Consider the following 12,816-nt stretch of genomic DNA (forward strand, 5'->3'; position numbering starts at 1 on the left):
GATCGGGTCGGCATTGGCCCCCGCGCGCTCGGTGAGGTCGGCTTCCCATTTTTCGAGCAGATGGTCCAGCACCGCAACGCTCAAGCGTTCTTTGGTGGGGAAGTGGTGAACCACTCCCGGCTTGGTCAGCCCGGATGCGCGGGCCACGGCGTCGAGCGTCAGCGCTTCGCCTGCGCGAAGGACATTGAGCGCGGCATCGAGGATTTCTGGTTTGGTCGCCACTGAAGAAACCTACCATACGGATGGTAGGTAACCCGGCGAGCGACAGTGGGCGAGCGCCAGCGGGCGAGCGCCAGCGGGCGAGCGATAGTCGACGAGGCTGCACGCGGATGGGCGGATGCCCGTCGCGGTAGCCCCCCGTGACACACGCATGCCCACCCCACTGAGCGCAACGCGCTGACCCGGAGCATGATGGGAGTCACGACACCTCAAAGGGGATGGTGAAGCGATGAAGTACCTGATGCTGGTCATGATGGAGCCGCTCGACGAGCCTGTGCCGGGGGAGGACGATGTCGAGCCGTGGGTGCGGCGCCACGATGAGTCGGGCGTGAGGGTTTTCGGGGACAGGCTGGCGCCGGCCCGGCAGGCGACCACGGTGCGGATGAGGTCGACCGGCAGGATCGTCACTCCGGGGCCTTTTGCGCAGCGCCACGAGCAGATCGCGGGGCTCGACGTGCTCGAATGCACGTCGATGGACCACGCGGTGCAGGTCGCACTCGAGCATCCCATGGCCCGGCTCGGCGCCATCGAGATTCGTCCGTTCTACGACTGGGACGCGGTCGAGCCCTCGCCTGCGACTCCGTGAGTGGGGTCGAGCAGCAGGGTCACGGTGGTGCCCTGTCCGGGGGTTGACGACACCGTGAGCGTGCCGCGGTGCGCCTCCACAATCGCGGCGGTGATCGCGAGCCCCAGGCCAGCGCCTCCGGTGGCCCGCTGGCGCGAGCCGTCGCCGCGCACGAACCGTTCGGTGGCCCGCGCGGCAACCTCGGGCGTCATGCCGTCGCCGTCGTCGCTGACGGTGACGCGCACCGCGTCGGGACCTGGCAGCACGCTGACGCTCACGTGCGGGCCGCCGTGAATTGCGGCGTTGGAGACCACGTTGAGTAGCGCTTGACGTAGGCGGTCGGCATCGGCCTGCACGGTCGCAGTGCCGCCGGTGAACTCAAACGACGTTGACGGGTATGCCACCTTGGCGTTGGCGACGATCTCACCCGCCAGGTCCGCAAGCGACACCGGGCGCAAGGTCAGGTCCGGTTCCGCGTCGTACTTCGCGAGAGTGAGCATGTCCTCGACCAGTCGGCGCATGCGCGCGGCCTCCGCCTCGGTACGGCCCCAGGCGTCGTCCTGGGCTTCGGCGTCGGCGAGGGCACCGCGCCGATGCAGTTCGGAGTATCCGAGCACTGTGGTCAGGGGGGTTCGCAGCTCGTGCGAGGCGTCGGCGACGAACTCGCGCAGGCGGGCTTCGGACCTCTCGCGTTCGGCAAGAGAGTCGGTCAGGGTGCCGATCATCGCGTTGAGCGACGCGGCGAGTTCGGCAGATTCGGACCCAGTACCCACGCCCTCGAGGCGCACGGAGAGGTCTCCTTCCGCAATCCGGGCCGAGGCGTCCACCATGCGTCGCATGGGGTTGACTCCCAAGCGAATCACCCATCCGGCCACGATCGCGAGGCCCGCCAGAATCAAGGCGATGCCCACGCCCTCGATGAGGATGAGCCGCTGCTGAGAGGCGTTGACGGCGTCCATCGACAGCGCGGTGATATCCCAGCCGTCCCCGGCGGGGCGAGCCAGGACGCGATACTCGCCGTCTCCCTCCTCGGCAGCGACGGTGAAGTAGGTGGACTCGGCGGGGTCGAGTTGCGAGACGTCGATCGATGGCAGCGACTGCGCGCCGTCTTCGATGTTGGGGGCGAAGAACACGTACGCCGAGCCGTCGGAGCCGATGTACCCGCGGAAGGCATCAGACGGTCGAGCGAACTCGTCGCGGGGGGACACTGGCAGTTCCTGAACGGGCTGGTCCATGAGTTCCGGTCCGGCAAAGCTCTTGAGGCGGTCGTCGAGCTGACTGACCTGGTAGGCGGCCGTCGACAGCGTGACCGCGATGGCGACCACGATGGCCACCGCCGCGATGGCCGCGAAGCCCACGAGCACGCGGCTACGCAGCGACATGCCACCCAGCCGTCGCGCCTCGCGCACCTGTGCCTCGGTCACGAGGTCCTCAGCGTGTAGCCGGCCCCGCGGATGGTGTGGATGAGTTTGGGCTCCGCGATGTCGACCTTGCGCCGCAGGTACCCGATGTAGGTCTCGACCACGCCGGGGTCGTCGTCAGGCGCGTAGCCCCAGACGGCCTCGAGCAACTGCCCGCGCGACAGCACTCGCCCCACGTTGAGCATGAGGTGCATGAGCAGGCGGTACTCGGTGGGCGACAGGTGGATCTCTTCGCTGCCGCGGGTGACTCGGTGCGCCACGTCGTCAAGCACCAGATCCGCGACCGTGTAAACGTCGGCGGCACTGGGCTCGCGCTCGACTCGGCGCGACACGGCTTCGACACGTGCGACGAGTTCGTCGAGGTTGAAGGGCTTGTCGAGGTAGTCGTCGCCGCCAATGGTGAGGCCTTCGACCTTGTCGCTCGCGCTGTCTCGGGCGGTCAGGAAGATGATGGGGGTGCGGTCGCCGGATTCGCGCAGGCGGCGGCACATAGCGAAGCCGTCGAGGTTCGGCATCATCACGTCGAGGACGATGAGGTCCGGCCGATGCTCGCGCACCGCGCGCAAGCCTTCGGCGCCGTCGCTTGCCTGCTCGACCGTGTACCCCTCGTATTTGAGGGCCGCGGCGAGCATGGTGCGGAGGTTATCCTCGTCGTCTACCACGAGGATGCGTCGGTCTGCCATGTTCCTAGTCTCACATTCGCACCTGGGAGATACCTGGCAACGGGCGGTGAGCGCCCGCAGAGATCCTCAGTCCCAGACGCTTGTGCCGCCACTCACAGCGTTCTCCCAGCACGGACCGGTTACATCGAGGTGAACGGTTCGCCGTCCAACCCGGACCCGAGAACCCTGACGAACATGGAGCGGCCCCGTGCCCATCTACGCCTTTATCCTCGCTGACCTTGCCGCGATCGTGGTCATGGTCTTCTGCCTCTACTTCCCCCGCCACCGCCGGCGCGACATGATCGTCGCCTTCATGTCCATCAACGTGGGCGTCATGGGCGTGACGTACGCGATGACGAACGCGGAGATCTCGCTCGGGTTCGGCCTGGGCATCTTCGCGGTGTTGTCGATCATCCGCTTGCGCTCGACCGAGATGGATCACGCGGAGATCGCCTACTACTTCACCGCGATCGCGTTGGGCCTGTTGGGCGGCTTCCCTTCGATCTCGCCGACCGTGAGCTTCACGCTCATGGCGGTCCTGCTCGGTGTGATCGCGGTCGGCGACAGCCCCCTGCTGTTCTCCCGCTCACGCCAGCAGCACCTCATCCTCGACCGCGCCTTCACCGACGAGGCCGCGCTCGCAGCGCACCTCGAGGAACTGCTCGGCGCCACGGTCAACCGCGTCACGGTGCGCCGCGTGGACCTGGTGCAAGACACCACGTGGGCCGACGTCCGCTTCACCGTTCCCCGTGGCATCGCACGGCCCAGCATGGCCGATGCGTCCGCTGGCTCGGTCCAGACGCTCGCCCCGGTGTCGGCTCCCGACCCCGTGCCCGCCGGGACGTCGCGATGAGTGCCATCCCACGCATCGGCTGGCCGGAGGCCATCGAGCATCTCGAGCCGATCTCCCTGGCAGAGTTGGATCTCGCCGCCGCGCTCCAGACTCGTACGGACCGCAAGTACCTGGTCAACCCCGCGACGTGGGCGGTCGCGCTCGCGGGCCTTGAGCGGGCGCCGCGGGTCCTGGACATGGACGGCAAGCGGTGCTTCCGCTACGAGTCCACCTACTACGACACCCCCGAGCTCGAGAGCTTCTATGCAGCCGCCCGGCGCCGTCCGCGCCGCTACAAGGTGCGCACGCGTACCTATGTCGAGAGCGGCACCCGCGCCATCGAGGTCAAGTTGCGGTCGCGCGTGGGGGAGACGGTCAAGCATCGCGACTGGCTGAGCCCGGCCGATGTTCAGGGCAGCTCGGGCGCCTTCCTTCCGGCCGCAGCGCGGATGTTCGTCGCTCAGTTTGCCGAGACGGAGCCGGTGGTGGGAGACCTTCGCGAAACGCTCACGACGTTCTACCGCCGCACCACCCTGTTGACGGCCGATGCGCGAGTCACCGTGGATGCGGACGTTGAGGGCCGCGACATTCACGGTGGTGTCGCCTCGTTCTCCCCGGCGCTGATTGTGGAGACCAAGTCGGTGGCGCGTGCCGGCGCCGTCGATCGTGCCCTTTGGGCTCACGGTGTGCGGCCGGTGCGCGTGTCGAAGTACTGCACCTCGCTGGCGGCGTTGCGCCCCGATCTTCCTGCCAATCGCTGGTCTCGCACCTTGCGGCGCCACGTTGCTGTCCCCCAGCCGGCCCTGGCCGGCGCATAGAAAGGCATCACCATGAACAAGCCCACGTTGTACTTCGCCTCGCTCGTTGCTGGCACCGCCATGCTGCTGAGCGCCTGCTCGCCCGCGGCCGACGACACTGACTCGACCTCCACGACGGACCAGACCACCGACTCGTCGACTGCTCAGACTTCGTCGGACACCGAGGAGACGGTCGACCTCACGACCCTGTCGGAGGCGACCTACGTCGATCTCGACGTGGAGGACATGGACCTCGACGTGTCGAGCGCGAGCGTGGTCGACGTCACGCTTGCCGACGGTGCCTCCTCGGGCGGCGACGGCGTGTCCGTCGACGGTGACGTGGTCACCATTACTGCGGCGGGCGTCTATCGCCTGAGCGGCACCCTCACCGACGGCAAGATCGTCGTGAATGCCGACGGCGAGGACGTCCACCTGATTCTGGATGGCGTCGACATCACCTCCTCGGAGTCGGGCGCGATCGAAGTGGTCGCGGCGGATCAGGTCGCCCTGCACCTGGCGGACGGGACGTCCAACACGGTGGCTGAGGCCGCCGGTGCTGCCGAGTCGGCCGAGGGCGCCAACGCCGCGATCTACGCGAGTTCCGACCTGTACATCACGGGTGAGGGTTCGCTCGACGTGACAAGCACCTTGGCGGACGGCATCACCTCGAAGGACTCCCTCGTCATCGACTCGGGCGACATCTCGGTGTCGTCTGTCGACGATGGCGTGCGCGGCAAGGACCACCTGGTGATCCGCGGCGGCTCCTTGAGCGTCGACGCGGGCGGGGATGCCCTTCGCTCCGACAACATCGCCGACGCCGACGAGCCCGACAAGGCCGTGGGCGTGATCTGGATCGAAGACGGTCAGATCGACCTGACGGCGGTGTCCGACGCCATCGACGCCGCGGTACAGGCCACGATCGTGGGCGGCTCTTTGACCATCGCTGCCGAGGACGACGCGATCCACGCCGACGGAATCCTGCGGATCGACGGCGGCACCATCGACGTGACCAGCTCCTACGAGGGCTTCGAGGCCGGGGTGATTCTGTTGTCGGGTGGCGAGGCCACGATGGTCTCCTCCGATGACGCGTTCAACGCGACCGACGGCTCGGGTTCGACCGGCATGGGCGGCATTCCTGGCGACGGCGGCGGCCCCGGTGGAGGCGGCGGGCAGCGCAACGGCGCGAGCGCGGAGGACGCGGCGACGGCCGACGAGACGGCCGACGAAACCGCCGCCACCGTCGCCACGGTCGCCGCGACCACGACCGCCGCCGAGATCGGTGGCGAGACCGGTGCGGATGGCGTGCGCATCGAGGTGTCGGGAGGCACGTGGATCTTGGACGCCTCGGGCGATGGCGTGGACTCCAACGGCACCATCGAGATGACGGGCGGCACCGTGGTGGTCGCTGGCCCCACGAACAGCGGGAACGGGGCCCTTGACTACGACCAGTCCTTCACGATGGACGGCGGAGTGTTTATCGCGACGGGTGCCGCGGGCATGGCCATGGCGCCCAGCGACGGTACGCAGGCCGTGGTGGGAGTGTCGTTCGGTCAGACCGTCGCCGCGGGTGAGGCCATCTCCGTGCTCGACGCGGACGGCAACCTTGTCGCGTCATACACCTCCACCAAGGACTCGCAGACGGTCGTGCTCTCGTCGCCTGACTTGGTCGCGGGGGACACCTACACCGTGACCTTTGGTGGCACGGTGACGGGTGAGTCGACGGGTGGCCTGGTGACCGACGGCACCGTCAGCGGCGGTGAGACCGCCGGCACTGTCGAGGCGTCGTAAGGCGCCGGGACGTTGGGCTGGCCACCACCGCATCGGCGCTTATACGATTAAGGGCCGATGCGGTGGACAAGTCGAGAGGTGTGACGTGACGGAGTTAGACGTACGAGGCATGACCTGGGGTTTCGTGGGAACCCGGGGCGAGTGGGCCAACCCCGCGGCCGCGGAGTCGATGCGCCTCATGGTGGAGCGCTTGCACACCACGTGGACAGGGATCGCCCTGTGCGGCTGGCAGGACACGGCCTTCTCGACCGAGGTCAAGTTCCGTGAGGCTCCGACCGTGACGGACGACGAGGTGGTGTGGGCCATTCGCGAAGCCAAGTCGCTCGGTCAGAAGGTGGTGCTCAAGCCCATCCTCAACGTCACGGACGGTACCTGGCGGGCGCACATCAACTTCTTCGACGTCGATGTGCCGTGTGAGCCCAAGTGGTCGGACTGGTTCGCGAGCTACACCGAGTTCATCGTTCACTACGCGCGCATCGCTCAGGCCGAGGGCGTCGAGATGTTCTGTGTGGGCTGCGAGATGGTTCAAACTGATCGCCGCGCGGACCAGTGGCGGGCCGTGATTGCCGCGGTGCGTGAGGTCTACACCGGGCTGGTGACCTACAACTGCGACAAGTACCAGGAGACCAATGTCACCTGGTGGGACGCGGTCGACGTCATCTCGTCGTCCGGCTACTACCCCATCGACGACTGGGACAACCAGCTCGACCGGATTGAGCCGGTGGTGCGCACTCACGGCAAGCCGTTCTTCTTTATGGAGGCGGGCGTCATGTCCACCGCCGGCAGCGAGCACCTGCCCAACTCGTGGACGCTTGAAGGCGGGATCAGCCAAGAGGCGCAGCGCGACTGGTATGAGGTCATGTTCGCCGTGTGCGACCGGCGCGACTGGGTGGACGGCTGGATGCTGTGGGACTGGAAGGCCCAGTTGCACACGCTCGAGGAGGCCGCCACCAACGCCGAGTACGCCGTCTACGGCAAGCTTGCGGAACACACGATCGCGCAGCGCTACTCGCGCTGACTGTCGCCGGCTCCCTGAGGTTTTGCTGGGGGAGCCGTAGGCATAGCGCCGATGCGCCGCTAGCCTGGCCGCAGTACCAGCACCGATGCGGCGATAGGCAGGGCACCCATGGCGAAGACGGCACGACGCGCCACCACGGGGGTGGCCGCGCTCGCGCTCGCGGCGACGCTGAGCATTGCGGCGTGCGACTTTGGGGGCGAGCCGGAGGGGATCAACCCCACCGCGCCGGGTGACGGCGGGTCCGCGACCGAGGTCGTGACCGTCGACGGCACCCATGTCGACAACGCCTTCGCCGGCGCGACCATGTATGTCAACCACAGTTGGTCTGAGCGGGTGCTGGAGCAGGCCGACTCCACGGACGACGCCGCCCTTGCCAACGACATGCGGGCCATCGCCTACACGCCCACCGCAGTGTGGATGGATCGCATCAGCGCGATCGAGGGCAACGCCGACGGGCCTGGACTGCGGCACCATCTCGACGCCGCCGTCTCTCAGGCGCAAGACGCAGACGGCCCCGTCGTCGTCACCGTCGTGATCTATAACCTGCCTGGCAGGGACTGCTTTGCGCTCGCGTCCAACGGTGAACTGCCCGCGACGGACGAGGCCTTGGCGCGCTACCAAAGCGAGTACATCGACGTGATCGCGGCGATGTTCGCTCAGGAGGCGTACCGCGACTTGCGGATCGTGACCGTCATCGAGCCCGACTCGCTGCCCAACCTGGTGACCAATGCGTCGGAACCTGCGTGCCAGGAGGCCGACCCGTACTACCGCGCCGGCGTGGCCTACGCGCTGGACGCCTTCGCGGCTCAGGACCACGTGTACGCGTACATCGACGCCGCGCACTCGGGCTGGCTGGGCTGGGACAACAACGCCGGACCCACGGCGCAGTTATTCGCTGAGGTGGTGCGTTCGACGGAGGCGGGCTTCGAGGCTGTCGACGGGTTCATCACCAACACCGCCAACTACACGCCGCTCGAGGAGCCTTTCCTCAAGGATCCCGAACTCCAGGTGGGCGGTCAGCCGGTGAAGTCAGGCTCGTTCTACGAGTTCAACGCGCAGTTCGACGAGGCAGACTGGACTGCGGATCTGTATGGCCGCCTGGTCGCGGCGGGCTTTCCCGAGCACATCGGCATGCTGATCGACACCTCCCGCAACGGCTGGGGCGGCGATGCCCGGCCCACGGCGGTGAGCACGAGCGGCACGCTCGACACGTTCGTGGCCGAGTCCAAGGTCGACGCGCGCACGCACCGCGGCGGCTGGTGCAACCAGGCCGGCGCTGGACTGGGGAGGCTTCCCCAGGCACTGCCGGCGGGCTTCGATGACTCGCACCTGGATGCGTTGGTGTGGATCAAGCCGCCGGGGGAGTCCGACGGCTCGTCGACAGAGATCGCCAACGACGAGGGCAAGGGTTTTGACCGCATGTGCGACCCGACCTTCACGACCGACCGTCTCGGGGGCCAGTCCACCAACGCCCTCGCTGACGCCCCCGTGTCGGGCAAGTGGTTCTCCGCCCAGTTTGCGGAACTGGTCGCGAACGCGTACCCGACCGTGGGTGCTCCCGTGCCTGCGCCGCGCGAGGACCCTGATGCGAGCAAGCCGGTGGGCTCGTCCGCCGCGGACACCGGCTCGGGTGATCCCGAGGACGGCGCTCGCCAGGGCGGCGCCGACGACAAGGATGCGAGCGACGACACCGCGCCCAGCACGGCCGATGCGGGTGCGTCCTCGCGCGGCTGTGACGCCGAGCTGGTGGTCACCAACCAGTGGGATGGAGGCTTCCAGGCGGATGTGACGGTGGTCGCACGCGAACAGATCGCGGGGTGGACGGTGACGGTCGTGTTGCCCTCGGGATCCTCGACTGGCTCGCTGTGGAACGGCGAGGCCACGGGCACCTCGGGGACGTTCACCGTGGGTGATGTGGGCTGGAACGGCTCGCTCGCCGCCAGCGCCACGGGTACGTTCGGATTTACGGGCAACGGCAGTCCTCCTGCGGCGGGTGACCTCACCTGCGTTGCCCACTAGGGAGACACCATGGCCACCGTTGTCCTGCTTCACTCCGCACTGGGCCTCACGAGCCACCTCCATGCCTGGGCTGACGCGCTGCGCGAGGACGGCCATCACGTGGTCACCCCCGACCTGTTCGGCGGCCGCACCTTCGCCGACCTGGAGACGGCGGTCGCCTATGTCGACAGCGAAGGTGGTCCTCCTGCATTCATCGCCGCCGCCACTGCCCAGACCGTCGACCTGGGCGGTCCGCGCGTGTACGTGGGCTTCTCCCTTGGTGGCGCGGTCGCGGAGATCCTCGCCCTCACGCGGGGGGATGCGAGCGGGCTCGTGGTGCTCCATGGGGCCCTTTCCCCCGCATGGTTCGGGGTTGACGCGTGGCCGGACGGCCTCACGGCACAGTTGCACTACGCCTCCCGTGACCCGTGGGTCGAGCCCGAGGAGAACGCGGCCTTCCTCGCGCTCGCGGGCGACGCGTGCGAGGAGTACGTCTACGACGGCGACGGCCATCTGTTCGCGTTCGAGGGGTGGCATGAGTACGAGGCCCAGAACGCGCATCGGCTCTACGAGCATGTGACGGACTTTCTCGCGTCCCTCGACTGATGGCTCGTCGCGTGGCCGCTACCGCGATGTCCGAAAACCGCTAGCGCAACCCCGCCCTCGCGGGGCACCCTGGTGTCATGACCGCCCCCGCCCTCGACTTCGACAGGTGCTACGCCGCCGTGTCGGGGCGCGACGCTCGCTTCGACGGTCAGTTTGTTCTCGCCGTGCGTTCCACCGGCATCTATTGCCGTCCCTCCTGCCCGGCGCGCACCCCCATCCCCGCGAATTGCACGTTCTATGCCACCTCGGCCGCGGCGCACGTCGCGGGCTACCGGGCCTGCAAGCGATGCCTGCCCGAGGCCGTTCCCGGGTCTCCTCGGTGGAACGTTCAGGAAGACGTGGCCGCGCGGGCGATGCGACTCATCGGTGCAGGCGCCATCGACCGCGAAGGGGTGAGCGCACTCAGCGCGCGGCTCGGGTACTCGTCACGCCAACTCACCCGGATCCTGACCGCGCAACTCGGTGCCGGGCCGCTCGCGCTCGCGCGGGCGCAGCGCGCACACACGGCTCGTCAGTTGCTGGTGTCCACCGCGCTGCCGGTTGCCGACATCGCCTTCGCGTCCGGATTTCGCAGCATCCGGCAGTTCAACGACACCGTGGCCGACGTGTTCGGCCTGACCCCCACACAGGTGCGGGCGCATGCGCGCCGGGCCGATGCGCCACCGGCCACCGGTGGCGGCGCGCTGTCGCTACGGCTACGGGCCCGGGCACCCTTCGCGGGTACCGAGCTCCATGATTGGTTCGCGGCGCGCGCCGTGGCGGGCGTGGAGGACGTCCAGGATCTGACCCTGACGCGCTCGGTAGCGCTCACCGGCGGGCCCGCGACCTTCACGTCGCGAGTGGCCGACGACCACGTGCAGCTCACGGCCCGCTTGGCAAGGCTCGACGACCTTCCGGACCTGCTGGCCCGGGTGCGTCGTCTGTACGACCTCGAGGCCGACCCGGTCGCGATCGATACCGCGCTCGCAGCAGACCCCGCGCTCGCGGCCAGCGTTGCCGCTCGTCCAGGGCTGCGGGTGCCCGGAACCGTGGACCCTTTCGAGATGCTCGTGCGCGCGATCCTGGGACAGCAGGTGACGGTCGGTGCTGCGCGCGGCGCCGTCCAGCGGCTCGTGGACGCTCTCGGCACCGCGCTGCCGGAATCGGTCGCGAGCGACACCGTCACGCGTGCATTCCCCACGCCGGCCGCCGTCGCCGCCCACGCACACGACGTGGTGCGGGGGCCAGCGAGCCGCACCCGCGCGCTTGTGGCCGCCGCGCAGGCCGTCGCTTCCGGCCACGTCCGCCTCGATGCCGGCCGCACCCTCGCAGAACTGACGGGCGACCTGGAGGCTCTCAGGGGCATTGGCCCCTGGACCTCGTACTACGTGGCGATGCGGGTCCTCGGCAGCCCCGACGTGCTGCTGACGGGCGACAGTGCCGTCAGGGCAGGCGCGAAGGCCCTCGGCCTGCCCCACGATCCCCCAAGCCTCGAGGCCTACGCTCGCCGCCACCGGCCATGGCGCAGCTACCTGATGATGCACTTGTGGCGGGCCGGTGCGCCCGCGACACGAAAGGAATGACCATGGTGACGTACACGACCATCGACACCCCGGACGGCCCGTTCACGGTCATCGAACGCGACGGCGCCGTTGTGGCCGCCGCGTGGAGCGCCGAGCCTGCCCAGGTGGCGGCCCGAGCGGGACTGGAGGGCGCGCGGCCGGGTGAGTGCGCATCGGCCCTCGCCGTGCGTGCCTACTACGACGGTGACGCCACGGCGCTCGCTGGGGTGGCGCTCGACGTCGCTGGCACGGAGTTCAGGCAGCGGGTGTGGGCGGCGCTGCGGGCGATTCCCGCGGGCGAGGTGCGCACGTACGGGCAGGTAGCGGCGGCGGTGGGCAGTCCGGCCGCGAGCCGGGCCGTGGGGGGAGCGTGTGGCGCCAACCCTGTCGCGCTGTTCATCCCTTGCCACCGGGTGCAGGGCGCGGGCGGCTCTTTGACGGGCTTCGCGTGGGGAACGGACATCAAGGAGTCCTTGCTGGCGCGCGAGGCACAGGTGGCCTAGTGGCGTTGCCTACGCTGACCTCATGAGGGTGGTGACCAGCAAGGCGGCCAAAGCCAGGTATGCCAAGCGCAGGGCGGCACGTATGAGGCGCGCCGACAACGACCTCACCGCCGCCGAATGGTCAACGTTGTGCGAGGCGTGGGGAGGGTGCGCGTACTGCGGGACCACCGAGGGTGCGCTGCAGAAGGACTGCGTGCTGCCGCTGTCGCCCGGCGGTCGGTACACGGTGGACAACGTGGTGCCCGCATGCCGCTCGTGCAATGCGAGCAAGTGCAACGCGGAGGTCACGTCGTGGATGCGCCGCAAGCGCCTGGACGAGCGCGCGTTCCTGCTGCGGTGGGCGCAGCTTCAGCGCTCTCTCACGTCCTGACGGGTATCCAGCGCGCGCCGGGAGGCTCACCGCAGTCGAGGCGGGTATCAACGGGGAGGGGTTTAGGCTGACCGGGTTGCCAACACCAAAGGAGTGAGCATGAGCCTTCCCCTGATCACCCGCGACGCCTCCGGCGCCCCGTCCGTCGACTTCACCGACGCCGTCAAGCCCGAGGGCCTCGCGGTCGACGTGCTCGAGGCAGGCGACGGCCCGGCCGTCATCGAGGGTCAGTCCATCACGGTGCACTACAGCGGCTGGCTGTGGGACGGCGCCAAGTTCGACTCGTCGTGGGACCGCGGCGACACCATCTCGTTCGTGATCGCGCGCGGCTCGCTCATCGAGGGTTGGGTCGACGGCATCGTGGGCCAGCCCGTGGGCTCCAAGCTGCTGCTCGTGGTGCCGCCGGAGAAGGGCTACGGCCAGCGCTCGATGGGCCCGATCCCTGGTGGATCGACCCTCGTGTTCGCCGTGGACGTCGTCGACGCTCGCTAAAGCG

The 12,816-nt window shown here is 68.6% G+C and carries 14 protein-coding genes; 11 read left to right on the forward strand and 3 right to left on the reverse strand.

Features of this window, described 5'->3' with window-relative positions; genetic code table 11:
* Positions 1 to 222 (reverse strand): TetR/AcrR family transcriptional regulator (locus ACK5NO_RS07335; protein WP_416812013.1); only part of this gene is annotated, 222 nt, incomplete at its 3' end.
* 226 nt (positions 223 to 448) lie between these two features.
* On the opposite strand from ACK5NO_RS07335, the gene ACK5NO_RS07340 reads away from it, so the two are divergent.
* Complete coding sequence (locus ACK5NO_RS07340) at positions 449 to 805, forward strand: YciI family protein (RefSeq protein WP_416812014.1); 357 nt, start codon at positions 449 to 451, stop codon at positions 803 to 805.
* Here the strand turns inward: ACK5NO_RS07340 and ACK5NO_RS07345 are convergent.
* The gene (locus ACK5NO_RS07345) at positions 763 to 2,208 is read right to left on the reverse strand and encodes a sensor histidine kinase (RefSeq protein ID WP_416812015.1); all 1,446 of its coding nucleotides are present in this window, start codon (positions 2,206 to 2,208) and stop codon (positions 763 to 765) included. The two genes, ACK5NO_RS07340 and ACK5NO_RS07345, sit on opposite strands and share 43 nt — an antisense overlap.
* Positions 2,205 to 2,888: a response regulator transcription factor gene (locus ACK5NO_RS07350; RefSeq protein WP_416812016.1), complete on the reverse strand. Its 684-nt coding sequence runs from the start codon at positions 2,886 to 2,888 to the stop codon at positions 2,205 to 2,207. The genes ACK5NO_RS07345 and ACK5NO_RS07350 overlap by 4 nt, the downstream gene beginning before the upstream one ends.
* 187 nt (positions 2,889 to 3,075) lie before the next feature.
* On the opposite strand from ACK5NO_RS07350, the gene ACK5NO_RS07355 reads away from it, so the two are divergent.
* The 10 genes from ACK5NO_RS07355 (at position 3,076) to ACK5NO_RS07400 (ending at position 12,812) form a co-directional block, all read left to right on the forward strand.
* Positions 3,076 to 3,720 carry a DUF4956 domain-containing protein gene (locus ACK5NO_RS07355; RefSeq protein WP_416812017.1) on the forward strand — a complete coding sequence of 215 codons (645 nt, stop codon included), beginning with the start codon at positions 3,076 to 3,078 and terminating at the stop codon, positions 3,718 to 3,720.
* Positions 3,717 to 4,517, forward strand: coding sequence for a polyphosphate polymerase domain-containing protein (locus ACK5NO_RS07360; protein WP_416812018.1), 801 nt, complete (start codon positions 3,717 to 3,719; stop codon positions 4,515 to 4,517). Before ACK5NO_RS07355 ends, ACK5NO_RS07360 begins: the two co-directional genes overlap by 4 nt.
* Before the next feature lie 12 nt (positions 4,518 to 4,529).
* Positions 4,530 to 6,284 carry a carbohydrate-binding domain-containing protein gene (locus ACK5NO_RS07365; protein WP_416812019.1) on the forward strand — a complete coding sequence of 585 codons (1,755 nt, stop codon included), beginning with the start codon at positions 4,530 to 4,532 and terminating at the stop codon, positions 6,282 to 6,284.
* Positions 6,285 to 6,393: 109 nt separating this feature from the next.
* On the forward strand, positions 6,394 to 7,302 hold the full coding sequence (locus ACK5NO_RS07370; protein WP_416812020.1) for a glycoside hydrolase family 113: 909 nt from the start codon (positions 6,394 to 6,396) through the stop codon (positions 7,300 to 7,302).
* A 108-nt stretch (positions 7,303 to 7,410) separates the two neighbouring features.
* The gene (locus ACK5NO_RS07375; RefSeq protein WP_416812021.1) at positions 7,411 to 9,321 is read left to right on the forward strand and encodes a glycoside hydrolase family 6 protein; all 1,911 of its coding nucleotides are present in this window, start codon (positions 7,411 to 7,413) and stop codon (positions 9,319 to 9,321) included.
* A 9-nt stretch (positions 9,322 to 9,330) separates the two neighbouring features.
* Entirely contained in the window at positions 9,331 to 9,906 is a 576-nt protein-coding gene (locus tag ACK5NO_RS07380) for a dienelactone hydrolase family protein (protein WP_416812022.1), read from the forward strand.
* A gap of 77 nt (positions 9,907 to 9,983) precedes the next feature.
* Complete coding sequence (locus tag ACK5NO_RS07385; protein WP_416812023.1) at positions 9,984 to 11,468, forward strand: DNA-3-methyladenine glycosylase 2 family protein; 1,485 nt, start codon at positions 9,984 to 9,986, stop codon at positions 11,466 to 11,468.
* 2 nt (positions 11,469 to 11,470) lie between these two features.
* Positions 11,471 to 11,950 (forward strand): methylated-DNA--[protein]-cysteine S-methyltransferase, encoded by a 480-nt coding sequence (locus ACK5NO_RS07390; RefSeq protein ID WP_416812024.1) that lies wholly within the window; start codon positions 11,471 to 11,473, stop codon positions 11,948 to 11,950.
* 22 nt (positions 11,951 to 11,972) lie between these two features.
* On the forward strand, positions 11,973 to 12,320 hold the full coding sequence (locus ACK5NO_RS07395; protein WP_416812025.1) for an HNH endonuclease: 348 nt from the start codon (positions 11,973 to 11,975) through the stop codon (positions 12,318 to 12,320).
* Between the two features lie 99 nt (positions 12,321 to 12,419).
* Positions 12,420 to 12,812: an FKBP-type peptidyl-prolyl cis-trans isomerase gene (locus tag ACK5NO_RS07400; protein WP_416812026.1), complete on the forward strand. Its 393-nt coding sequence runs from the start codon at positions 12,420 to 12,422 to the stop codon at positions 12,810 to 12,812.
* The last annotated feature ends 4 nt before the right edge of the window (positions 12,813 to 12,816 follow it).

This window comes from Demequina sp. (assembly GCF_047975725.1).
GTDB lineage: Bacteria > Actinomycetota > Actinomycetes > Actinomycetales > Demequinaceae > Demequina.

Coding starts and splice junctions, on each gene's coding strand:
- ACK5NO_RS07340 (WP_416812014.1), top strand. CDS start 449: ATGAAGTACCTGATGCTGGTCATGATGGAGCCGCTCGACGAGCCTGTG.
- ACK5NO_RS07350 (WP_416812016.1), bottom strand. CDS start 2,888: ATGGCAGACCGACGCATCCTCGTGGTAGACGACGAGGATAACCTCCGC.
- ACK5NO_RS07360 (WP_416812018.1), top strand. CDS start 3,717: ATGAGTGCCATCCCACGCATCGGCTGGCCGGAGGCCATCGAGCATCTC.
- ACK5NO_RS07365 (WP_416812019.1), top strand. CDS start 4,530: ATGAACAAGCCCACGTTGTACTTCGCCTCGCTCGTTGCTGGCACCGCC.
- ACK5NO_RS07370 (WP_416812020.1), top strand. CDS start 6,394: ATGACCTGGGGTTTCGTGGGAACCCGGGGCGAGTGGGCCAACCCCGCG.
- ACK5NO_RS07375 (WP_416812021.1), top strand. CDS start 7,411: ATGGCGAAGACGGCACGACGCGCCACCACGGGGGTGGCCGCGCTCGCG.
- ACK5NO_RS07380 (WP_416812022.1), top strand. CDS start 9,331: ATGGCCACCGTTGTCCTGCTTCACTCCGCACTGGGCCTCACGAGCCAC.
- ACK5NO_RS07385 (WP_416812023.1), top strand. CDS start 9,984: ATGACCGCCCCCGCCCTCGACTTCGACAGGTGCTACGCCGCCGTGTCG.
- ACK5NO_RS07390 (WP_416812024.1), top strand. CDS start 11,471: ATGGTGACGTACACGACCATCGACACCCCGGACGGCCCGTTCACGGTC.
- ACK5NO_RS07395 (WP_416812025.1), top strand. CDS start 11,973: ATGAGGGTGGTGACCAGCAAGGCGGCCAAAGCCAGGTATGCCAAGCGC.
- ACK5NO_RS07400 (WP_416812026.1), top strand. CDS start 12,420: ATGAGCCTTCCCCTGATCACCCGCGACGCCTCCGGCGCCCCGTCCGTC.